General features: G+C 39.5%; 20 protein-coding genes and 5 tRNA genes. 18 read left to right on the plus strand and 7 right to left on the minus strand.

Annotation, left to right across the window (positions count from 1 at the left end):
* Window positions 1-16: 16 nt before the first annotated feature.
* The gene (gene gerD, locus Q7P97_RS15305) at window positions 17-604 is read right to left on the minus strand and encodes a spore germination lipoprotein GerD (protein WP_303970434.1); all 588 of its coding nucleotides are present in this window, start codon (window positions 602-604) and stop codon (window positions 17-19) included.
* Between the two features lie 138 nt (window positions 605-742).
* Here gerD and Q7P97_RS15310 point away from each other — a divergent pair, with 138 nt between their 5' ends.
* Window positions 743-1,423 carry a KinB-signaling pathway activation protein gene (locus Q7P97_RS15310; protein WP_303970435.1) on the plus strand — a complete coding sequence of 227 codons (681 nt, stop codon included), beginning with the start codon at window positions 743-745 and terminating at the stop codon, window positions 1,421-1,423.
* A gap of 33 nt (window positions 1,424-1,456) precedes the next feature.
* Here Q7P97_RS15310 and Q7P97_RS15315 read toward each other — a convergent pair whose 3' ends face one another.
* A complete protein-coding gene (locus Q7P97_RS15315; protein ID WP_303970436.1) occupies window positions 1,457-2,122 on the minus strand; it encodes a polysaccharide deacetylase family protein in 666 nt (221 codons plus the stop codon).
* A 172-nt stretch (window positions 2,123-2,294) separates the two neighbouring features.
* On the opposite strand from Q7P97_RS15315, the gene Q7P97_RS15320 reads away from it, so the two are divergent.
* From Q7P97_RS15320 to Q7P97_RS15385, 14 genes are all read left to right on the plus strand, one after another.
* Window positions 2,295-2,369: transfer RNA gene (locus tag Q7P97_RS15320), tRNA-Asn, on the plus strand.
* 9 nt (window positions 2,370-2,378) lie between these two features.
* Window positions 2,379-2,454 (plus strand) — tRNA-Thr (locus tag Q7P97_RS15325).
* 13 nt (window positions 2,455-2,467) lie between these two features.
* A tRNA-Glu gene (locus Q7P97_RS15330) sits at window positions 2,468-2,542 on the plus strand.
* A gap of 176 nt (window positions 2,543-2,718) precedes the next feature.
* A tRNA-Tyr gene (locus Q7P97_RS15335) sits at window positions 2,719-2,803 on the plus strand.
* Between the two features lie 33 nt (window positions 2,804-2,836).
* Window positions 2,837-2,911 (plus strand) — tRNA-Gln (locus tag Q7P97_RS15340).
* Window positions 2,912-3,113: 202 nt separating this feature from the next.
* A complete protein-coding gene (locus Q7P97_RS15345; RefSeq protein WP_303970438.1) occupies window positions 3,114-5,234 on the plus strand; it encodes a sensor domain-containing protein in 2,121 nt (706 codons plus the stop codon).
* Between the two features lie 17 nt (window positions 5,235-5,251).
* Window positions 5,252-6,157: an arginase gene (gene rocF, locus Q7P97_RS15350; RefSeq protein ID WP_303970441.1), complete on the plus strand. Its 906-nt coding sequence runs from the start codon at window positions 5,252-5,254 to the stop codon at window positions 6,155-6,157.
* Window positions 6,158-6,340: 183 nt separating this feature from the next.
* Entirely contained in the window at window positions 6,341-6,904 is a 564-nt protein-coding gene (gene sigW / locus Q7P97_RS15355) for an RNA polymerase sigma factor SigW (protein ID WP_085427423.1), read from the plus strand.
* Window positions 6,905-6,916: 12 nt separating this feature from the next.
* Window positions 6,917-7,552, plus strand: coding sequence for an anti-sigma factor family protein (locus tag Q7P97_RS15360; RefSeq protein WP_303970444.1), 636 nt, complete (start codon window positions 6,917-6,919; stop codon window positions 7,550-7,552).
* A 151-nt stretch (window positions 7,553-7,703) separates the two neighbouring features.
* Window positions 7,704-8,540 (plus strand): diadenylate cyclase CdaA, encoded by an 837-nt coding sequence (cdaA, locus tag Q7P97_RS15365; RefSeq protein WP_303970446.1) that lies wholly within the window; start codon window positions 7,704-7,706, stop codon window positions 8,538-8,540.
* Window positions 8,533-9,513, plus strand: coding sequence for a CdaR family protein (locus Q7P97_RS15370; protein ID WP_303970448.1), 981 nt, complete (start codon window positions 8,533-8,535; stop codon window positions 9,511-9,513). Before cdaA ends, Q7P97_RS15370 begins: the two co-directional genes overlap by 8 nt.
* A gap of 51 nt (window positions 9,514-9,564) precedes the next feature.
* Window positions 9,565-10,914, plus strand: a complete 1,350-nt coding sequence (glmM, locus tag Q7P97_RS15375; RefSeq protein ID WP_303970450.1) for a phosphoglucosamine mutase — start codon at window positions 9,565-9,567, stop codon at window positions 10,912-10,914.
* A gap of 124 nt (window positions 10,915-11,038) precedes the next feature.
* Window positions 11,039-12,658, plus strand: a complete 1,620-nt coding sequence (locus tag Q7P97_RS15380; protein WP_303970452.1) for a diguanylate cyclase — start codon at window positions 11,039-11,041, stop codon at window positions 12,656-12,658.
* A 15-nt stretch (window positions 12,659-12,673) separates the two neighbouring features.
* Window positions 12,674-13,039 carry a response regulator transcription factor gene (locus Q7P97_RS15385; RefSeq protein ID WP_303970455.1) on the plus strand — a complete coding sequence of 122 codons (366 nt, stop codon included), beginning with the start codon at window positions 12,674-12,676 and terminating at the stop codon, window positions 13,037-13,039.
* A 58-nt stretch (window positions 13,040-13,097) separates the two neighbouring features.
* Here Q7P97_RS15385 and Q7P97_RS15390 read toward each other — a convergent pair whose 3' ends face one another.
* Window positions 13,098-15,929, minus strand: a complete 2,832-nt coding sequence (locus tag Q7P97_RS15390; RefSeq protein WP_303970457.1) for an ATP-binding protein — start codon at window positions 15,927-15,929, stop codon at window positions 13,098-13,100.
* A 151-nt stretch (window positions 15,930-16,080) separates the two neighbouring features.
* Window positions 16,081-16,521, minus strand: a complete 441-nt coding sequence (locus Q7P97_RS15395) for a YtoQ family protein (RefSeq protein ID WP_303970458.1) — start codon at window positions 16,519-16,521, stop codon at window positions 16,081-16,083.
* A gap of 125 nt (window positions 16,522-16,646) precedes the next feature.
* On the opposite strand from Q7P97_RS15395, the gene Q7P97_RS15400 reads away from it, so the two are divergent.
* Window positions 16,647-16,841 carry a YwbE family protein gene (locus Q7P97_RS15400; protein ID WP_099633838.1) on the plus strand — a complete coding sequence of 65 codons (195 nt, stop codon included), beginning with the start codon at window positions 16,647-16,649 and terminating at the stop codon, window positions 16,839-16,841.
* A gap of 199 nt (window positions 16,842-17,040) precedes the next feature.
* Complete coding sequence (locus Q7P97_RS15405) at window positions 17,041-17,721, plus strand: gluconate 2-dehydrogenase subunit 3 family protein (protein WP_303970462.1); 681 nt, start codon at window positions 17,041-17,043, stop codon at window positions 17,719-17,721.
* A 164-nt stretch (window positions 17,722-17,885) separates the two neighbouring features.
* Here Q7P97_RS15405 and Q7P97_RS15410 read toward each other — a convergent pair whose 3' ends face one another.
* Window positions 17,886-18,209 (minus strand): YbjQ family protein, encoded by a 324-nt coding sequence (locus Q7P97_RS15410; RefSeq protein ID WP_303970464.1) that lies wholly within the window; start codon window positions 18,207-18,209, stop codon window positions 17,886-17,888.
* 229 nt (window positions 18,210-18,438) lie between these two features.
* On the opposite strand from Q7P97_RS15410, the gene putP reads away from it, so the two are divergent.
* Window positions 18,439-19,917: a sodium/proline symporter PutP gene (gene putP, locus Q7P97_RS15415; protein ID WP_303970466.1), complete on the plus strand. Its 1,479-nt coding sequence runs from the start codon at window positions 18,439-18,441 to the stop codon at window positions 19,915-19,917.
* 45 nt (window positions 19,918-19,962) lie between these two features.
* Here the strand turns inward: putP and Q7P97_RS15420 are convergent, their stop codons facing one another.
* Both Q7P97_RS15420 and Q7P97_RS15425 read right to left on the minus strand, forming a co-directional pair.
* On the minus strand, window positions 19,963-20,958 hold the full coding sequence (locus tag Q7P97_RS15420; RefSeq protein WP_303970468.1) for an NADPH:quinone oxidoreductase family protein: 996 nt from the start codon (window positions 20,956-20,958) through the stop codon (window positions 19,963-19,965).
* A gap of 86 nt (window positions 20,959-21,044) precedes the next feature.
* On the minus strand, window positions 21,045-23,273 hold the full coding sequence (locus Q7P97_RS15425) for an S-layer homology domain-containing protein (RefSeq protein WP_303970470.1): 2,229 nt from the start codon (window positions 23,271-23,273) through the stop codon (window positions 21,045-21,047).
* Window positions 23,274-23,413: the final 140 nt, after the last annotated feature.

Below are 23,413 nucleotides of genomic sequence, written 5' to 3' on the forward strand. Positions count from 1 at the left end.
TGACAGACGAAAAAGGTTATTTTCCTTCTTCGTCTGTTTTTTTATCTTTCCCCGTATCTTTTCCACTGTCCTCAGCAGCCCCTTTACCTGCTTTCATAATTAGTTCTTGCCACTTTGCTTGCATAAGCGGGCTATTAATTGTATCTTCCACAGCCTTCTCCATTTCTTTCTTAAGTGTCGCTGAATTAACGATCTTCTCCATCTGTTTCATCATGTCTGGCTGTCCGAAAAACTTCTCCATTTCTTTTTGGAATGAAGCATCTGCCATCAAATCTTTCATAATATCGGCTTGTTGCTTTTTCATGCTTTTAGCCACGGTTTCAGTAAACTTAGGATCTTCAAAAGCTGTCGTCCAAAAACGCTCTCCCTCTTTAGAAAGTAAGACATTCTCAATACTTTGCTTCACTTCTGGTTGTTCGAGTACGAGTAACTCCCTGAACTCAGGATCGGTCATTATTTTCCGGAGTGCTTTTTTTCCATCTTCCGTCTGGATTGCATCTGTCATCATCTTCTTCATCTCGTCATAGCTTGGTGACGCCTGACTTCCTCCGCTGCAACCCGCAAGGAATAGAAGGAATAGAAAAATGCCTGCAAATTTTTTCATTCCACTCAACCTTCCACTTGTATTTTCATTTATTGTTCACAATATAAGAAGGAATATGCATGATTCGTTCAATGAAATAGATTTTTTTGTCGATCGTTGATACACTAGGATGGACATGATAAAAAGGGGAACAGTACTGTGACAATACGAAATTGGGTTAAATTTTTCTTGCGCGCAATGGCAATTGGTGGAGCAATTACAGCGGTTGTTGGTCTAATAGTACGTTGGGACTTTTTCTATGGATATTTACAAGCAGGCGAGATATGGCAATTTCTTGGTGCTTTTTTATGGATGATCTTTTTAGGCTTTACGATGAGTGTAGTTGCGCAGATGGGCTTCTTCGCCTATTTGACCGTTCATCAGTTTGGCGTCAATATGTTCCGTACGTTAACTTTGTGGAACTGGGTGCAAATGCTGATTATAGTCGTTGTGCTGTTTGATTTAGTGTTTTTCCGTTTCCAATTAACGAAAGCAGATACAAGTCGGACGGTTCTGTACATTTTCTTACTTATTACTTTGATTGGTGTATCAGTAGTGACAGCGTACTTTAAAGCGCAATGGACGAAAAAACATGCGTTGATTTCCGCGTTATTTTTCATGATTGTCATTACGACGCTTGAATGGTTGCCAGCGCTTATGGTTACTTCCGGTAATAAAGATGAATGGGTAACCATTCTTTTATTCCCACTGCTCGCAGTAAATGCATATCAATTATTAATATTGCCCAAATACAACAGACAATCCGATATTGATAAAGAGAAGTTGGACAAACGCAGAAATGAAAGAAAAAAGACAAAGAAAAAACCAGTTAAATCCTAAAAAACTGACAGGAGACTTTTCTCCTGTCAGTTTTTATTGTGGGATTTTTTTCGTTTTAACAGTGGATCGAAATAAGAGATCCTCTACGGATTGAAAAGTACGACTAGCCATTAAACGCTGAATATCAGCAGAGGCCACTTGCTCATGACGGTCATATGAAACGGTAATGATTTCACCTTGAGAAGCTTTTGGTAATGTACCACCAGACCATTGTACAGTAGATCCGAGTGCATTGATTTCTGCTTTGCTCAACTGCTGCAATAGAGCTAAAGGGAATTCCTCATCTGTCGTACGAAACCAAAGTGGACGTGTGTTGAACAGTTCTTCAAATGTTTGCAGTTGCTTACTCAAAAGATTTGGATCGCTTTCATAGTGCTGACCTTCGGTACCGAGTAAAGCGATAGGTAACGAGCGCTGGTTAATTTGTTCAGTAAGGTGGGGAAAGCGTGAAGCCCAGTCACTATCGATAAAAAGAAGGGGATACGGTTGCGATAAATGTTTAAGAAGCTCCTCTACTTCTTTTTCACCGAAAGAAATATTAATCGTCAACGCAGAACCTTGTGTACCTTTTACTATCACTGCCGGTTGTTCTGTTAATCGGAAAACCGTCTTCAGAGTAGAAGTAGGCTTGGCCAATTGAGGGATAAACGCTAAGAACACTGCAATCAAAACGAAAGAGAAGAGAAGTTTTTTTATCATGCCAATCTCCTTAATTATGTGAAGTCTAAACTATTGTATGAAAACCTCTTGACGTCTATGACTAAGCCTATTATAATTAAAAATGCTTGAGGGATTAAAAGTACTTGTTGCAAACAGTTAGCAAGCATGCTATAATGATTTTTGTCGTCAAACATAATATGTTTATTATTATTCCGCAGTAGCTCAGTGGTAGAGCAATCGGCTGTTAACCGATCGGTCGTAAGTTCGAGTCTTACCTGCGGAGCCATTTTTTTATGCTTCCATAGCTCAGCAGGTAGAGTGCTTCCATGGTAAGGAAGAAGTCGCCGGTTCGAGTCCGGCTGGAAGCTCCATGAACACTTTCATGGCCCCTTGGTCAAGCGGTTAAGACACCGCCCTTTCACGGCGGTATCACGGGTTCGAATCCCGTAGGGGTCACCAATTAACTTTTATAGTAAAGTAGCAATGCGAAGCTTATCGTATAATCCTGTTAAAATTGGGAGAAGCGAGTAGTGCAAGGAAGCAAGTGAGAGAAGGAAGGAGCGTACTCAGGTACGTGACTGACTAAGCGAGTGAAGCCTGACGCAGCAATGCGAAGCTTATCGCAATTTTAACAAGGTGGGGTAGCGAAGTGGCTAAACGCGGCGGACTGTAAATCCGCTCCCTCCGGGTTCGGCGGTTCGAATCCGTCCCCCACCACCATTTTTTTAAAACAAAATATAACCATCTATACGTTGGGGTATAGCCAAGCGGTAAGGCAACGGACTTTGACTCCGTCACTCGTTGGTTCGAATCCAGCTACCCCAGCCATTTACCTAACATACGTACAATTTCATAATACATATGTCGAATCCTTGTTATTAATAAAATAATAAAGGGTTTTTTTGTGTAGAAAAATAGTAGTTCATATAGAACAATTCAAATAATCATGTATAATAATCTATAACACGTATAGGTAGTTTCTCTTGTTTTTACCATTAATATGACTGAATATAGGGATTGTGATATAGATATGGAAGAATCTTTAAAAAATATGAAGAAGTTTGTGGAGTCGAATAGTGAAAAAGAATTACGAAAAACGCTTAGTGATATAGCGTTTACATTAGAACAAGCAGCTATAGTTGCAATAACTGACTCACGCGGGACGATTCAATATGCCAATGAACACTTTAAAAAACTCTCGAAATATTCGAGTGGAGAATTAATTGGCTCAAATCAGAATATAGTAAATTCAGGCCACCATGACGCAGCTTTTTTTAAAGACATGTGGTCTTCGATTGGCTCGGGCAAAACCTGGCGCGGTGATATATGTAACCGTGCAAAAGATGGATCTACTTATTGGGTCGATACCACAATTGTCCCGTTTTTAAATGATCAAGGTAAACCTTATCAATATATTGCAATTCGCTATGATATTACAGCGAGAAAGCAGATGGAACTGCAAATACAAAAAAGTGCGGAGCTTTATGAAATTATTACAGCTAATGCATCTGATTACATTGCGATAATTGATCGGCAGGGCAAGTTTTATTATGCATCTCCATCTTTCCAAAAGCTTCTTGGACATACAGAGAACGAGCTATATTCTCATTCGTTTTTTTCTTACATCTATAAGAAGAATCGCCAAAAGGTAGAAAAGAAGATTTCACAGTTTGTAGGGTATCAACGTCAAACAATGAACTTAGAGTTCTCATTTTTAGATAGTAAAAATGGTTTGCATATTATGGAAGCGAAAATTGATGAAGTAAATGAAACACTCGAATATGAAGATAAGCTACTAGTCGTCATGCGAGATGTCACAGAACGTGTGAAGTCAGAAGAGAAAATTAAGTATTTGGTCTATAACGATCAGCTGACTTCTTTAATGAATCGAAATTCATTTAGAGAACAGATGGCTCTGGCATTTGAGAGAGCGCGCACCCGCAAACAAGTATTTGCGCTTGTCCATATAAATATTGATCGACTCCGTTATGCAAATGATTTACTTGGGCATGAAGCAGGAGACTATTTATTGGCGATGGTTGGAGAGCGATTAAAAAAGAAAACGGGACCTGAAAGTTTGTTGGCTCGTATTGCAGGAGACGAGTTTGCATTCATTATTACAGGACTGAAGGATGAAGAGGAGTTCTATAATCATGCGGAAGATATTCGCATCTTTTTGGAGCAACCGATTCAAGTAGGCAAGCAAAGTTACACATTGTCTATTAGTGGCGGTATTTCTATGTATCCTGAACATGCAAATCAACCTTCCGATTTGATTACTAAAGCCACGTTGGCATTGGGCAAAGTCAAGTTGCGAGGTGGCGGCGATAGTGAGATGTATGAGCCGGGTACTTCAAAGATGTCGTTAGAGCGAATATTACTTGAAAATGAATTACGTAAAAGTGTCCAACAACAACACTTTTATCTGGAATACCAACCAAAAGTATTACTGGATACGGGTAAGTTAGCGGGTGTTGAAGCACTTGTACGTTGGAATCATCCAGATCTGGGCATTATCCCCCCTATGAAGTTCATTCCATTAGCTGAAGAAACGAAAATTATTGTACCGCTAGGAGAATGGATTTTACGAGAAGTGTGCAAGCGCGCGCAGATTGAAGCAGCAGCTGGTGAAACGTGCCGATTTGCTGTAAATGTCTCAACTGTCCAAATGAAAGAAGAGGGTTTTGTAGACTCTGTCTTGAATATTATTAAGGAATATCATGTGCCACCTGAAATGCTCGAGTTGGAATTGACAGAAAGCTCGTTTATGGATACGGAAGGGATGAAGGATTCCATTCAGAGGCTACGAAGTGAAGGTATTACTATTGCGATCGATGATTTCGGTACAGGGTATAGTACATTTAGTTATATTAAAGAACTTCCAGCTGATACACTGAAAATTGATATGGCGTTTGTACGCGATATTTTAGAGAATGAAAATAGTCAGGCTATTGTCAAAGCAATTGTGACACTTGCTGATACAGCGGGATTGAATGTGGTAGCAGAAGGAATTGAATTACCTGAGCAGGCAAAAACACTCTATAATTTAGGATGCCGTGAAGGACAAGGCTATTATTATGGCCGCCCGATGTCATTAGAAGATGCACTACAGATTAGAGAACGTCATTCAGTATTTCAAAATAAACAGTAACATGTGGGAGGAACACTATGCGAAAACTAGATATTTCTTTAATTGGAGTACCCGTCGATCTTGGCCAAAGCCGACGAGGAGTAGATATGGGACCAAGCGCCATCCGATATGCAGGAGCTGTTGAGCGTCTTCAAGCACTAGGTCACGACGTTACGGATCAAGGGAATATTTCTGTTTCACCAGTACATGACTTAACACGTAATGAGGATGGATTGAAGAACTTGTCAGAAGTGACTGCAGCAACAGAAGAACTCGCTGCAAAAGTTTCCGAGATTGTGAAAAATAACAAATTCCCACTAGTACTTGGTGGCGATCATAGTATCGCTATCGGTACACTCGCAGGATTAGCCGAACACTATAAAAACCTCGGGATTATTTGGTATGATGCACATGCCGATATGAATACGAGTGACACTTCTCCGTCAGGCAATATACACGGTATGCCGCTTGCTGTCAGCATGGGATTAGGACATGAGCAACTAGTAAATGTACATAGTGACGGGGCGAAAATAAATCCTGAGAATGTAGTAATTATCGGTGCGCGGTCAGTTGACCCAGGTGAAAGACAGTTGATTCAAGAAAAAGGCGTAAAAGTATTCACCATGCATGAAATTGACCGTTATGGCATGTCAGCGGTAATTCAGCAAACATTGGAGTATTTTGCTTCAAGAGAAGTAGATGGCGTTCATTTGTCGTTAGATTTGGACGGTTTGGATCCATTGTATACTCCCGGAGTTGGAACGCCAGTGCCTGGTGGAATCACATATCGTGAAAGTCATTTAGCAATGGAATTGCTAGAAGATGCAAATGTTATCACATCCGCAGAATTCGTTGAAGTAAACCCTGTGCTAGATGAGTACAATAAGACCGCCGATGTGGCAGTTGGACTCATGGGATCTTTATTCGGTGAAAAACTACTATAATTTGTTGAAGTGATTGAAGCCTATAGGTTTTGATCACTTTTTTCTTTGTGGAAATGACTATCACTCTCAGTGTGAATAATGATAAAGTAGGGATGGACAAAATAAATGAAGAAAAAATGAAACCAAATGAAGTATCTAACGTATATAAAGGGACAGCCGCATAAGAGCGGAAGGTGAAGCCTATTGGACGAATTGATTAATAAACGAGTAAAAGAAGTATTAAACGGTAATCAGGAAGCTTTTGAAGAGATTGTTATTCATTTTCAACACCGACTGTATCAAGTGTGCTATCGGATGTTGAATAATGCAGCGGAAGCGGAAGATATTGCACAAGAGGCTTTTGTGCGTGCCTATGTAAATTTGGAAACGTATGATCAAAAGCGGAAGTTTTCTACTTGGCTGTATCGTATTGCGACTAATCTATGTATTGATCGTATTCGTAAGAAAAAACCCGATTATTATTTAGATGCTACGGTGCCAGGAACAGAAGGCTTAGATATGTATTCGCAAATCGCAACGGATCATCAGCTACCTGAAGAAGAAGTAGAGAAGATGGAAATGAAAGATCGTGTTCAATATGAAGTAAACAGGCTGCCCGATAAATACCGTACGATAATTATTTTGAGATATATGGAAGACCTACAGTTGCAGGAGATTGCTGACATTTTAGAGATGCCACTTGGTACAGTGAAAACACGAGTACATCGTGGACGTGAAGCACTTCGACAACAAATGGGGAGTATGTAGGAGGTTGGATTCATGGAAAAATGTCCTAAACATGTTGTCCATTATATGCATGCGTTTTTAGATGGTGAAATCACCAATGAAGAAGAGCAGATTTTGAACGAACATTTAAAGTCTTGTGAAGAGTGCAGAGATATCTTTGAAGACTTACAGCAAACCGTTACCTTATTTACAAATATCGATGTAGTGGAAGCGCCTGCTGGATTTGTCAGTAGCGTGACTGCGCGATTACCCAGACAGGCCATCAAGAAAGGTCCGAAGAAGTGGTTCCGTCAGCATCCCTTTATGGTGGCGGCTGCGTTGTTTTTATTGTTGATGAGCGCATCATTCTTCTCGAGCTTTGAAAATGAACAACAGTTTTCATTCACTAAACAACCTAATATAGTGGTTGAAGGGGAGACTGTAGTTGTGCCAGAGGGTGAGACGGTTGTCGGAGATCTTGTCGTAAAGAATGGAAACCTTCGAATTGAAGGGGAAGTTGACGGCAATGTCACCGTGATACGCGGTTCGAAGTATATGGCGTCCACTGCCGTCATTACAGGATCAAGTGAAGAGATCAATGAAATATTCGATTGGCTATGGTATAAGATGAAATCTGTCGCAAAAGATATTATCCCTGCCACCAAAGAACAAAAGCTCGAAAAAGAATAAGAAGTAGTTAAAAAGGTGATGCGGCTACCAGGCTTACGCATCATCTTTTTTTATTTTCATTCGTTTATACAGCACCTTTTAGTTGGGCATGTTAGTTGGGAATTATGCTATACTAGATAAATAAGAACTTTTTTAAAGGTAGGGGAAGCACATGCCGGGTTTGGAGCAAGTAACAACATTAGAACCATTAGGAATACTGAAAAATATTGTGGATGTGCTTCTTGTTTGGTTCGTACTCTATAAATTAATTACTATTATTAAAGGGACAAAAGCCGTCCAATTACTGAAAGGTATTTTTGTGATTTTGATTGGCCGTTACATCACAGAATGGCTTGGTTTGAAAACTCTTCAATGGATGATGGAAGAAGTGCTTCGCTTCGGTTTCTTGGCTGCAATCATCATATTCCAGCCCGAATTACGTAGAGCGCTGGAACAATTAGGACGAGGCAGACTCTTTGCGCGGACTGCAATGCAAGAAGAAGAAGAACGTGACCGTCTGATTGAAGCATTCGTCAAATCCGTTAGCTATATGGCTAAGCGGCGTATTGGTGCGTTAATCACAATTGAAAAGGAAACAGGTCTTAGTGAATACATTGAAACAGGCATCCCTATGAACTCACATATTACATCAGAACTTCTTATTAATATTTTCATTCCAAACACGCCACTGCATGACGGAGCTGTTATTGTGACGAAAAACCGTATTGCAGCTGCAGGTTGTTATTTACCCTTATCAGAAAGTCCGTTTATTTCAAAAGAACTCGGCACACGGCATCGTGCAGCGCTTGGAATTAGTGAAGTAACTGATTCGGTAACCATTATTGTTTCAGAAGAAACGGGTGCAATTAGTGTGGCGGCAGATGGAGAAATCAACCGCAAGCTAGATATAGAAGAATTCGAAAAAATATTACGTATTTCATGGTTCGGTAACACTACAGGACAAACAGATACTTCTCTATGGAAGTGGGGGAAGAGAAAAAATGGATAAATTCATGGACAGCCCCTGGTTTCTGCGATTGACCGCACTGTTTTTGGCAATTATGCTGTTTTTATCAGTAAAAGCTGAAGATCAATCCAGCCGAAATACTATGGGTGATGTATTCGATCTTATACAAGATGTGCCCGTAGAAGTATACTATGATACCGAGAACTTAGTTGTAACTGGCGTTCCTGATATGGTCAATATGACAATTGAAGGACCTGCTCAAATTGTACAGACTACGAAGTTATTAAAAGATTTCTCATTGAAGTTGGATTTGCAGAATTTAACGCTAGGTGAACATAACGTTCGTATACAAGCAGAAAACTTATCCGATAAACTGGATGTTCGACTCGACCCTGCAACGGTTAGTATCAATATTGAAGAAAAGGTAACTCAATCATTCCGTGTGGATCCAGAAATGAACACTAGATTATTAGCTGAAGGTTATGAAGTGAAAAGTATGGATGTCCAGCCTTCCACGATTAATGTAACAGGGGCGAAAAGTATTGTGAACGCAATTAATTTCGTAAAAGTTTCTATTACAAGTGACGGTAGTTTGGATAAGTCATTTGAACAAAAATCTCGCGTTCGTGTATTGGATCGAGACTTGAATAAATTATCGGTTTCATTGGAACCGGAAGAAGTCACTGTCAAAGTGGATATTCAGGAGTACAGCCGTGAAGTTCCATTGAAACTGCAGCATATAGGACAGCCGCCAGAAGAAGTAACTATTGAAAGTGCAGTCCCAGAAAATAAATTAATTCGTATATACGGTCCGAAGAGTGTAGTCGACGCCATTAAAGAAATTCCAGTAGAGTTGGATTTAACGAAAATAAATAAAACTGGAAAAGTGGAAACAGACGTAAAAAAACCTGAGGGAATTACTCGAATAGTACCTGCTAAATTAAAAGTCCAGGTCAAGGTATCAGGTGAAGCTTCGGATGTATCAAAAAAGACGGACGATAGTAAAGAATCATAAAATCTTACCAAACGTGATCTACTAAGATAAGATCGAAAGGAAGAATAGAACATGACACAGTATTTTGGAACAGACGGCGTCAGAGGTGTAGCTAACAAAGAGCTAACACCCGAGCTAGCATTCAAATTAGGCAGAATTGGTGGATATTTATTCACTAAAGAAGTAGAAGAAAAAGCAGAAGTATTAGTAGGTAGAGATACACGGATTTCTGGCTTAATGCTTGAGAATGCCTTAATAGCAGGTCTATTATCTGTTGGTGTGGAGGTCATGAAACTTGGCGTCATCAGTACACCAGGTGTTGCTTACTTAACACGCGTTATGAATGCACAAGCAGGGGTCATGATTTCAGCATCACACAACCCTGTTGAAGATAATGGAATTAAGTTCTTCGGAGAAAGTGGCTTTAAATTAACAGATGCACAAGAAGAGGAATTTGAACAACTATTAAACGCAGAAGAAGATACATTGCCTCGTCCGGTTGGAGGAAATGTTGGGACCATTACGGAATACTTTGAAGGCGGTCAAAAATATATTCAATATCTGAAACAAATCGTGGATGAAGATTTTGAGAATATCCATGTTGCATTGGATTGCGCGCACGGTGCGACCTCAGTTTTGGCGACACATGTATTTGCGGATTTGGATGCAGATTTGACTACAATGGGTGCTTCTCCAAACGGCTTGAATATCAATGATGGAGTTGGATCTACACACCCTGAAACGCTTGCGTCACTTGTAGTTGAAAAGAATGCAGATATCGGACTGGCATTTGATGGCGATGGAGATCGTCTCATTGCAGTTGATGAAAAAGGAAATATAGTCGATGGTGATCAGATTATGTTCATCGTTGCCCGATATTTACATAGCAAAGGTAGATTAAAAGGAGACACAATTGTCTCTACAGTAATGAGTAATCTAGGCTTTTATAAAGCTTTAGAAGAATTCGGTATGAAGAGTGTCCAAACAGCTGTCGGGGATCGATATGTTGTAGAAGAAATGCGCAAGAATTCTTATAATCTTGGGGGAGAACAATCCGGTCATATTATTTTCATGGATTATAATACAACGGGTGATGGTTTACTGACGGCATTGCAATTAGTTAATATTATGCAACAAACAGGTAAAAAATTATCTGAATTGGCATCTGAAATGACTGTGTATCCACAGAAACTAATCAATATTCGTGTTAATGATAAATATGCTGTTATGGATAATATGCGTATTGTTGGAGTTATTAACGAAGTGGAAAAAGAGATGAATGGACAGGGCAGAGTACTTGTACGCCCATCCGGTACAGAACCTCTTGTTCGTGTAATGGTTGAATCAGAAACAGAAGAACAATGTGCGACTTATGCAGACCGAATTTCACAAGTAGTGAAAGAAGAAATGGGTCTAGAGTAAATATGCGTTTAAGCTGGTAGTAGTACTTCCTATATTACCAGCTTTCTTTTGTATAAAGATGAATACGAGAGAATTAGAGGTAGAGGCTAAATGGGAATGCTTCCGCTGAACGGAGGGGAAAAGAGTGAGTCAAAAGAAATATCAGAATATGCTTGCAGAACGTACTGAGAATATCTTTGAAGAATGGAAAGTTCGAGGTAGTTTAACAGAGAGAGAGCTATATTATTTTCTTCATAAATTGAAGGGAACTTCCGGGACAATCGGTTTGCAACAGTTGTCTCTCTTTTGTGCATCACAATTAGAAATTCTGACGTCTTCCAACGATCAGAAAATTCCTGTTTCTTCATTGGAGAATCTGAAGAATCGTATCCGTGCATATTTCGATGATACCGTTGCTGTGAAAAAAGAAGAATTTCAATTACCCGATCGCTACGTCAACCGTCTAGATCAAGAAACTTTTATTTTAATTATTGATGACGACTTAGAATTTGTTTCCTATTTAAAAGAGTTGCTTGAGAAGCTGGGGGCTCAAGTAATAATTTCATTAAACGGGAAGCGTGGAATTGAACAATTTTACTCCATGAGGCCAAGTATTGTAATTATAGATGCAAAATTGCCTGACATGACGGGCTTTGAAGTACTGGATCAAATTGCAGAAACAGCGCGACAAAGAAATACAACGCTAGCTATATCTAGTGAAGGAGCAACGAAAGAAATTCTGATCGAGACCTATCGTCGGGGGGCTATGGACTTGATATCTAAGCCATTTGACATGGACGTCTTTTTCCCTTATTTGTTCAACCGGCAAATGCGTCAACATGCGATCAGCAGTAGTATGATTACAGACAGTTTGACAGATGTAGGTAATCGCCGCTACTTCGACGAAACTATTAATACGTTGGCTAAAAAGGCAGATCAATCGGAAGCAATTTTCTCGCTTGTCATAGTGGACTTAGATCACTTTAAACAAGTAAATGATTTGTATGGGCATCCAGCAGGGGACGAAGTACTACGAAAGTTTGGAGAAATCATTAAAAATGAAAAACGTGAAGGCGATTATGTATTTCGCTATGGCGGTGAAGAGTTCGCTTTGTTGTTTGATAACATTAAAGCGGAAGACACAGTACATGCTGTTGAACGAATTCGAGATAAATTTAATGAAACTATATTTACTTCAGATGACGAAACCTTCCAAGTAACCTTCTCAGCAGGTAGTGCAACGTATGAAGGGAGTACTGCAAATCTGATATCTGCTTCTGACCAAGCACTGTATGAAGCTAAACGTTCAGGGAGAAACCAAACTGTCATCTACGATCAGAGAAAACGAGTAGTAAAAAGAAAGCTGATTGTCATTATTGTAGATGATGATTCGTTCATCAGACAAATTCTCCAACAAACTTTGCTAGAGTTAAAATCCTCTGAGATCGATATTACAGTTAAGACGTATGCTGACGGCCCTTCGTTTTTAGAGGATGACTGGTACAGTCAGGATGCCTACTTTATCGTACTACTGGATGGGGTTATGCCGAAAATGGACGGATTGGAAGTATTGAGTCGCTTAAAGAGTGATCACGCCAAAACAAATGTCACCGTGTCTATGATGACTGCCAGAAAAAGTGCAAATGATATTAAGGCAGCTCTTTGGCTTGGTGCGGATGATTATATTATTAAGCCTTTCCAACCGAAAGAAGTGCTTGGACGAATTGATAAGCTAGCTAATCGTTTATTTGACAAAAGAGAATAGAAGGAGGTGCCCACTTTGACATATGTAGGAAAAAATGTGTTAATTGTAGATGATGAAGAAATTTTACGTATGCTACTTACGGATACTTTAGAATTTGAAGGATTTCAAGTAGAAGAAGCAGAAAACGGAGAAGAAGCCTTTGAAAAGATTCAAAGCAATCAGTACGATGTCATACTTTTAGATTATATGATGCCACGTATGACAGGTTTGGAACTATTGGAGCGTCTACAACCGCTGAAACTGGAAACCCCTGTTATTATGCTCACTGCGAAAGCGCAACAAGCAGATCAGGATGCCGCTTTAGCGAAAGGGGCCTCTTACTTCATGCCCAAACCGTTTAGCCCGCATGAACTGATTGAATTGGTTAAATCGCTATTTTAATTTCACTACATATGTATACAAAAAAGAACGTCCTTCCAAATTGGAAAGGACGTTCTTTTTAGTTGTTCTCAGGGTACAAAATTCTTCCGTCTGGTTGATCTATAGTTTGTATGATAATAGTGGACAACTCGCTAAGTGGATAAGGTTTTGTCAAATACTCGCTGACATGGAATTTCTCCATCAGTAAAGGCTCTTTTTCCATCGAAGAGGAAATGACGATAGGTATCGATTTAGTTCTAGCGTGCGCTTTCATTTGCTTAATTAAATCCCAGCCATTTTCACCTTTGTCTAACATTAAATCAACAACAACTGCTACGGGTTGCATTTTTTCTATACATATAAGAGCTTTGCTTACTTTGGAATGATGAATTACTGAAAATCCATTACTAGCCAGCTCTTCTCCTAGCAATAATGAGATATTTACATCATCCTCCACAATTACGACCAAAGGTTTATCAGTATCTATGTGTTCTTTAGGTAATAGCTGTTTTAAAGGAAGTGAGAAGAAAATAGTCGTTCCTACATTTTCCTCGGAGTCTACCCAAATTTGTCCATTATGGTCTTGTACAATCTCCTTACAAATAGATAGTCCAAGCCCTGTACCGCCTATTTTTCTACTGTAGCTATTATCGAATCTATAGAATTTCTCAAATAGATGCTCAGTTTTATTTGAAGGAATTCCAATACCTTCATCCGATATGGAAACTACCACTGTATCCTGTTGATTTAAAAGAGTGATATTTACTTTTCCACCATCAGGGGAAAATTTAATAGCATTGCCAATTAAATTCATGAATACTTGAAGGATTCGATCATAATCAGCTCGCACTATAGAAGAGTACGTTAAATCCTGCACGTTTATAGCATGAAGAGGTGATTGAATGAGTAAATTAGACACAGCACTTTCAGCTACTTCGCTGATGGATACATCTTCGAGAGTATAGGATTGACGACCTGATTCCATTCGCTGAATATCTAAAAAATCATTTATGAGTGAAGTCAGTCTGTTTGCTTCGCTGTGTATGGTTTCAAGATAACGTTTTTTTCGAGTGTCATCCATGTCCTTATTCAGCAAAAGCTCAGAGAATCCTAGAATACTGGATAATGGTGTTCGTAATTCGTGACTGACAGTCGACACTAGTTCGGTCTTCATTTGATTGACTTCATGTTCATGTGTTATATCACGGTGTACGAAGATAGTCCCGACTTTTTCTTCTTGAATAATGATTGGAACACTATATACTTCCATGACACATGACCTTTCAGAAGGTAATGAGAGTATATATTTGTTAGTAATAGATTCAATCGTTTCGGGTTTGAGTGCATTTTCAAGAAATGCTTTGTATTCAATAGGATTATTGATACGATCCAAGAAATACTCTGTCCATTTTTCACGTGACCACTGTTCATTTTCTGTTTCAGGTTCCATGCCAAGTAACTGAAACAATGCCGCATTGTACTTATCATTTTCACTTGTATTTGAAACGAAACGAATACCTTCATTTATATTATCCAATATACTTTGATTCAATTGACGTTCATGACTTATGAGCTCGTATTGCTCAATCCGGTCTACTCCAATTGCTATTCGTTTAAGTAAACCGTATAAATCGTCTTGATCATCTTCTGTAAATGGCTTACCGATACGCGAAATGATGGAGACTACGCTGAGTTCGTTAGAGATGTTGTAAATGCCTGTCACGAAATCATAGACATATGTGATGTTGTCAGCAACACCTTTTTCATAATCAGCTTCTCGTTTAATAATGAAATAGGGCTCTGTTTCAAGACGGACTTTCATATATTCAAGACGTTCTTGTTTAATTTCATTAAAATGCTTTTCTGAAATTCCCTTTAGCGCATGAATTCCACTTTTAGGGAACCATAGAAAACTTAAGTCAGATTGATAAATTTGATTTAGATAATTAGAAGTTTGATCACATACTTCTTGTTTATCTAACGAGAATGACAAAAGATGATTCAAGCCATTGTAACGTTCTAAACGAAAACGGGAAAATCTAGCTTCCGATAAGGCGAATTCCATCTTTGTTTGACGATGAAACAATTCATCTTGTTGTGTGATTAACTCCTCATTTTGAGAGAGTAGTTCTTGTTCATTCATTTGAATGCGTTCCATCATTTTATGAATGGATTGTGAAAGTGCACCAATTTCATTATCTGCTTGTATAGGCTGAAACAGTACGGTACCTTCTGTTTCATACTGATCTGCTGCACGTGTGATTTCTTCAACAGGCTTTACTACACGGTTGATAACGTTCCACACCATGTAGATGGGAATGAGTAAAAATATAAAGCCAAATATTGTGATAAGTAAAAAGAATATCTTAGTTTGTTGTGTTATTCGATCATATGATCGTGTAAGCTTTTCTTTTGAAGAGTCTTCGTATTTATTGGCGTATGTAATAAAACTATTAACGGAAAGGTTCGCACCACTCTTTGCCAATTCTCGTAAGCCATCATAATCGTCTTCTTGAACGAATTGAATAGCGGTTGGAAGTGTTACGCTCTCGTATTCCATCAAGAAGTTGTCAATTTCACTAATGATTTTCTGTTCTTCTGCATTTAGACGAAGCGATTTGAATTCACGGGAATAGGAATGAATATCTTCAATTGCTTTGTAAGCGAAGTTTAGTTCTTCTTCTATTTGAAATGCATAGTAACCACGGATTCGGAAAAAGAGATCCTGGACTGAGTCTGATATATTTTCTACTAATTGTGTCTTCTTGTATGAGTCTTGCTGTTCGACTTCCATATCATCCCAAGAGCTACTAGCATAGAAGTACATGCTAGTCATTCCTATGACGGCAATGACAATTGAAATAATAAACACTTGTATATATTGTTGGCGAATACCTTTTTTTGGCGCCATCCGATTACCCCTTCCTACCTACTCACATACTCCCATTCTATCATTTTTTTCCACTACTTGCTGATAGAACTTTCAGTTTAGAATAAGAAGTTTCAAATAAAAAACAGAGAACAAGCGCTAAAATTTCATAGGCTTGTCCTCCGTATATAGTTTATTCGAAAATATATTTCAGTGCTAAGACTGCTTGGTCTACCGACTCCACTGTAACGTGTGCTTTGCGGGATAGTTCTTTTAATGGGTGATGATGATTTTCCTGGCGAATTAGGATGAGTGGTTTCCCGAAAGATACTGCTGCACTTGCGTCCATAGCGGTGTTCCACTGCTTATACTGTTCGCCAAATAGTGCGATGACAACATCTGATTTCTTCAGTAATATTTCAGTCCGTAAGTTATTGAGGCTAGAAGCAGCGACATCTTTGAAGATTTTATCGGGCTGTTCCCCTAGAATTTCTTCTCCGATGTTGTCCGAACGGTCATGATCTTCCATAGGTCCGACAAAGTCGACAGGTAATTGAAGATCTTTTGCTTGTTGTTTGACTTCTTCTCGCCAAGATGTGTGAATCTCCCCAGCTAGGTATACTGTTAATCGCATAAAAACCCCTCCTAGTTTGATAGTCTTTATTGTAACATGCATGACATCTTCCTTCATCCGAAGTACTTGAAGAAGGGAAGGTCATTAATATGGTACACTTAAATAAAAAGAGGAGCGATAAGTATATGAATGGACAGAATCGATCAGATGTTAAACCAGGTTTACGCGTTGCGGTTATTTTGAAGAAGGATCAACGTAGTGGGGTAAAAACAGAAGGCGTTGTTAAAGATTTACTGACAAACTCAAGTTTCCATCCCCATGGTATTAAAGTGCGGCTTGAAGATGGGCAAGTTGGGCGTGTAGCAGAGATATTGGGTTAATAAGTTCGTGCAGAATATATAAGTATTATCGAACACACAGCAATCATGCTATGTGTTTTTTTATTTTCCATTCTATTTACTATTTAACGTTCATAGAATGGAATATGGACAAACAATAAAACTCATTGTCTAAGAAAAAATCGGAGGAGGATGAATTATCGAAACACGAAAGAAATCAAGTATAACTAAACGCGGCTTTTTGAAAACTACTGGGATTGCTACAGGGGCTCTGCTAGGTGGAGGTCTTATTGGCGGGCTAGTTGGATATAAGAGCAAGAAATCCAAGAATGTTATAAAAGAGGACAAGTTTAAAAATGTTGAGTCAGAAGTGAATACTCGCAGTAGAATGTTCTTCACTAATCCAGAGGAGTTCGAAACACTAACCGCAGCGGTTGAACGAATCTTTTCTAAAGACGAAATCGGTTCTGGCGCGATTGAATTAGGCGTACCATTCTTCATTGACAATCAATTAGCCGGTACCTATGGCAGTAATACAGAAGAGCATATGCAAGGGGCTTTCTATCCTGGTGAACCGAAGGAAGGCTATCAGACCGCTCTAACATGTGCGGAAATATTTAGGCAGGGGATTGCGAAATTAGAGGAAGAAGCTAGTAGTTTATTCGGCAAACGTTTCGTTGAATTGGAAGAGAAGCAAATGGATCGTATTTTGGCTTCTTTCCAAAGCAATAGGGTGAGTATGGAAGGTGTAGACTCAGCGTTATTCTTCCGCTTATTGCGTTCTGCTACATTGGAAGGCGTCTATTCGAATCCAATCTATACTGGCAATCACACTATTGAAGATTGGAAGATGAACGGTTTTCCAGGACACCAAATGTCATTCCTCAATGAAATTGAAAAAGTAATCGAAATGGAACCTTAAGCGATTGATAGCATAATACTACAGGTTTGCGATGTTAGAGAAACACTTCTTTGTAAATCATCTTATAAAATGTACAAACAAGAGAAAGTAAATCAAAAGTGATAATTAGTCTTCATGTAGACAAGAAAACCTCATCTTATGAAAAGATGAGGTTTTCTGCTGTTTTACTCTCCCTCACGATACGTAACAGCTGTACCGGTTGCGATACACATCATCATACCTTCTCGGACCATCTCGAAATCCAAGTCTACTCCAATTACTGCGTTTGCCCCCATAGCACTCGCTTTCTGAGACATTTCGTCGATTGCGGTTTGACGTGCTTCTGTTAGCTTACTTTCATATGCAGCACTACGGCCGCCTACAATATCGGTGACAGATGCAAAAATATCCCGAACGATATTGGCTCCCATAATGGTTTCACCGGATACAATTCCATGATATGTTTCAATCGTTCTGCCCTGTAAAACATTCGTTGTCGTGTGTAACATCCAATCTCCTCCTTCAATTTATATATACGTTATGATGTGAAAATAGGTTTCAATATAACTTCATGGTATGCAAAAATATCACTAGAATTTCCTATGTCAAAGGGTGTGATTTCCCGGGAAATACTGTCGATAAAAGTAGTTCTATTCTACGAATCATTAAATAAAGGTGCAAATTGTACTATCCATAAGGTAATATAGGTATATTGATTGAAAGGGGGGAGTTGATTAGATGACTGAGCAAATGTATCAACTTATTTCTATTATTGTCTACATGGTAGCTATGCTGCTAATCGGTTGGTATGCATTCAAGCGAACCTCGAATCTAACTGATTATATGCTAGGCGGGCGTTCTCTTGGACCAGCAGTCACCGCGTTAAGTGCAGGTGCTTCTGATATGTCGGGTTGGCTATTGATGGGCTTGCCTGGTGCTATCTATTTAAGTGGACTCGGTGAAGCATGGATCGCAATAGGCTTGACAGTAGGCGCTTATCTGAACTGGTTATTTGTTGCACCACGTTTACGTGCTTATACGCAAGTATCGAATAACTCCATCACCATCCCGAGTTTCTTAGATAACAGATTGAAAGATACATCCCGTTTATTGAGAGTGGCTTCAGGAATTATTATTTTGGTATTCTTCACATTCTACGTATCTTCGGGAATGGTGGCGGGAGGGAAGTTCTTCCAGAGTTCGTTTGGATTGGACTACCATACAGGTCTCATCATCGTATCGGTCGTAGTTCTGGCTTATACATTGTTCGGTGGATTTTTAGCAGTTAGTTATACAGATTTTGTACAAGGTCTAATTATGTTTTTGGCACTGATTTTAGTACCAACGTTCGGAATCTTTGTTACAGGTGGTTTCTCTGAAACAGCAGCAAGTATACGCGAAGTCGACCCGGCACTGTTTAACATTGTGTCAGGCGTCAGTGTTGTCACAATAATTTCCTCAGTCGCATGGGGTCTTGGTTATTTTGGACAGCCGCATATCATCGTACGTTTCATGGCGATCACATCAGTGAAAGAGACGAAGAGTGCGAGAAGGATCGGTATTGGTTGGATGTTGCTGAGTTTGATCGGTGCGATCGCGACTGCACTAATTGGTATAGCATACTTCCAGCAAAATAGTGTGGAATTGGCAGATCCTGAAACAGTCTTTATCGTTCTCGGACAGATCATATTCCATCCGCTCATCGCAGGCATCATGCTGGCAGCTGTATTGGCGGCTATTATGAGTACGATCTCTTCACAGTTGATTGTGACTTCATCGGCTTTGATTGAAGACTTGTATAAAGCTGTGATCAAAACTGATGCTTCTGAGAGTCGCTATGTGTTTTTAGGGCGTATGGCAGTACTAGTAGTGGCGATTATTGCAATGGTCCTTGCTTGGCCAAATAAAGAATCTGTTCTAAAACTTGTTTCGTTTGCATGGGCAGGTTTTGGAGGAGCGTTTGGCCCGATCATTCTCTTATCATTATACTGGAGAAAGCTCACGGCTAAAGGGGCATTATTCGGTATGATTATTGGTGCTATAACAGTAGGAGTTTGGGGAAGTATAGATTTCCTTCACGACGCATTGTATGAAATTGTTCCTGGGTTTGCACTTTGTCTACTTGTTACGGTTCTCGTAAGTAAAATAACGTATAAACATGATCCGGTTATTCAAAAAGAATATGATGATACGTTGGAGTTACTAAAAGAAGAATAATACTATAAAAGCCATCCTCGCATTGCGGGGATGGCTTTTATAGTATTAAGCTAGTTTCACAATCGTTCTGCCACGTGCTTGACCTTTCAATAATGTTGGAAGAGCATCGGACAGTTCATGTAAAGTGATTTCCTGTTGAACGAGTTGCTCTAAATTAGAAAGCTTCAAGTCATTTGCAAGTCGGTCCCAAACTTTCTTGCGAGTTTCCATCGGGCAATAGACTGAATCAATACCGAGCAAATTAACTCCGCGTAGGATAAATGGGAAGACGGCCGTCGGAATTTTTGTTCCAGCGGTTAATCCGCTTACTGCCACTGATCCACCGTAATCGATTTGGCTTAACAAGGAAGCGAGTGGTTCTCCGCCAACCGGATCGACGGCTGCTGCCCACTTTTGTTTACCAAGAGCTCGGATCTTTCCGTCATACACCTCTTCGCGGGAAACGATCGAAGTTGCCCCAATAGACTTCAAATAAGCATGCTCTTCAGTTTTACCTGTACTTGCTTCGACTTCATAACCGAGCTTCGATAAAAATGAAATCGCAAAACTTCCAACACCGCCTGTTGCTCCAGTTACTAGCACCTTACCTTTTTCAGAAGATAAATGATTTTCCTCTAAACGTTGAACGGATAATGCAGCTGTGAAGCCTGCTGTTCCAATAATCATAGCCTCTTTTAATGAAAGACCTTCCGGAAGTGGAACTATCCACTCTGACTTCACGCTAGCATATTCACTGTATCCGCCAAAGTGCGAAACGCCAATTTCATAACTAGTTGCGATGACTTCATCACCCGGTTTAAATCGATCATCTGTTGAAGATTCCACTACCCCAGCTAAGTCGATACCGGGTATCATTGGGTAACTCTGTACGATATTGCCATTTGGAATAGATGCTAAACTGTCTTTGTAGTTGATGCCCGAATAGTGAACGCGAATCAATACATCACCTTCAGGTAGTTCGTTTAATGTGAGTTGTTTAACCTGTACTGAAAAATCTTCTTCGTGCTTGTCTACTACGAGAGCGTTAAATGATTGTGTCATGTGAATCTCCTTCCTAAGTTGAACTTTACTGTACTCGTAGTGTAACGCAGTAAGTTCATTCGTTCAAAGTGTAGGATTTACTGCATTTATAACGCGTCGGTCACTTCGTCGCCTTCAGGAAGGTATTCGTATAATCCAATTTTCTTCAAGCCTTTTTTAATCTTTGTCGTGTAGCCAAGTTTTTCATTCGATAAGAAGGTAGCCTTAGAAATGATTAGTTGCTTCAATGTTGGCAATTGACTAGGATCAATTCGCTGCCAAAGTTGATACGATTCAATCAAATCTTCTAAGGTCAGATGTTTATAATCATCACCTTCAAAACTAGATTCAGGGGAAATCTTGTACCAGATGTCACCATTATCTCGAATCCATTTATCCTTTTGATAAGTAATTGCACGCTGTATATTACGCGCGGTTTGAAGATATCGCCAATCACCGAACTCTTGATAGGACATGAGCAGGATATTCATTCCGCCTAGAGCATGGTTCATGGATGTGTGTGTCGTGACATTCTGATTAATCGGGAAGTAATCCGCAATGTAAAACGCATCACTAGCTACACGATTAATATTCCCTTTTTGTTGTTGAGAAACTAGCAGGTCCGCATAATCACGCAACGGTTCATTCGCAGAAGGTATTCCGAACTCTCCGCCAATTTTATAATAGAATAACGCGATTTGTTCATTGAAACGTGTATCGATGAACGGTGCATGAATATCATATAAGTTTTTCAAATACGTACTTGTTACTTCTGTTTCCCAATAATCTTTATCTTGTTTAAAGTTCTTCAAGTTGACGAAAGCGTTATACACTAGATTTTCAAAGTACCGTCCTTTATTTTCATGGTAAAGGGTCAGTGCACGGTCTTCTTTCAGCATTAATAATGTACGACCGTAGTTTTGCCCTGAAACAGGCATCGGTTCTGTAGAGTCCGCCAGCTTATTATACGATCCATCTGTCGTGTACCATTTATTACGCTTCTTGTGGTTCTGGCTAGTTTCTCTCATCCACTTGAATATATCATCTTTTGAATTAAACAATTGTTCATCAGAGTCTACATACCAATGATCAGCAATTTCCCCTGTATTGGCTTGAAGTGTATAAGAAGATAACAGTGTTTTACCAGCCAACGCATAGGAAAAGTTTTCTTTCTCGTCCAGAAGTTCACGTGAGACACTTTGTTCTCCATTATCATAAAGAAGTGATAGTTGTTTGGATTGATACGCTTGCCCAATCATTCGTTCTTCTACCGTGCCGTCTGTCTTAATGAAGCGTAATACGCCTGTTGGATACGTTGTCATATCTGCATCAGCTAAATCCGTGTTTTCCCGCATGAGTGGGTAGCGATCATAGCGGAATAAATCAAAACGTGCGATATCGAGTTCTTTTTGAAGTACTTCTACTGTAATAGATGTATCAGTAGGATTGCTTAGTTCCGAAAATACAAATACATCTTTATTAGGCAGTTCACGGACGGTTAATTTTATTTCTGCACCTTCATTTCCAACAGCGTACGTATACGTGCTGTCACGCGAGAAACCATAGTTAGTTTGTGTAAAGTCTTTATATTCAAATGCCTCCTCAGAGCGCAAATAAAGAGGGTGCGTACTAAACGGTACATTACCTAAATAGGTTTCGGGTACGCTCGTAGTATAGGTATCGGATTCTACCGGAGCGGAAAGTGTGTAGTGCTTCGATTGCTTAATGCGGTTTGTTTCCACTAGGATTCCGTGCAATGCTTTTGAAAAATACGCTCTCGAAACAATCGAGTCGCCGTAATGAAGAAATTCCTCTATTTGAGGAAATGTGTATACAGGAATATTGTGCAAAGTGGCTCGATCTGAACTTGAGGGCCAAGTAATAGACAATACTTTCCCTATGTCTTTCTCCAGCTTAAAAGCAGTGTTTAATGCATCCCATAGCTCGGTTTTCGTCACGGGTTCATCAAATCCAAAATAGCCTGGACTACTAGGTTGAATCCATCCATTCTTTACAGCGGTTAATGCAAAGCGTCCTTTATCAGAACCCCACGTAATGTCTGAAAAACCATAAGACTTGTCTAGTAGTTCTGAACCGAATATTTTGGATAATGAAACAGCGACTTGTCCCTTAGTTAGTGGCGTTTCGGGATGGAATTGCATGTCGAAATTCCCGGTGATCACTTTCATCTCATCTAGTTGCATAATCTCATTTTTCGCCCAATGGTGGTTGGGAACATCTATATATTTTACATCTGTCGTTTGTGCGCTGACAGACTGAATGGAAAAAAAGAGTAGTAGTGCTGTTAAAACAAGTGCGGTATTCCATTTTCTCACCTTCATTACCTCCAGCTGCATTTCAGTTCGATAATATAGTATACCCTAAATAAAATCTTAACAACAACGTGGGAAGCGATTGATTACATATGATACAATCTGAATAGAATGACTGCTTGAAAATTGAAAACAGCGGAGGT

The sequence above is a fragment of the Sporosarcina ureae genome (genome assembly GCF_029267015.1).
In the GTDB taxonomy this organism is placed as follows: domain Bacteria; phylum Bacillota; class Bacilli; order Bacillales_A; family Planococcaceae; genus Sporosarcina; species Sporosarcina ureae_D.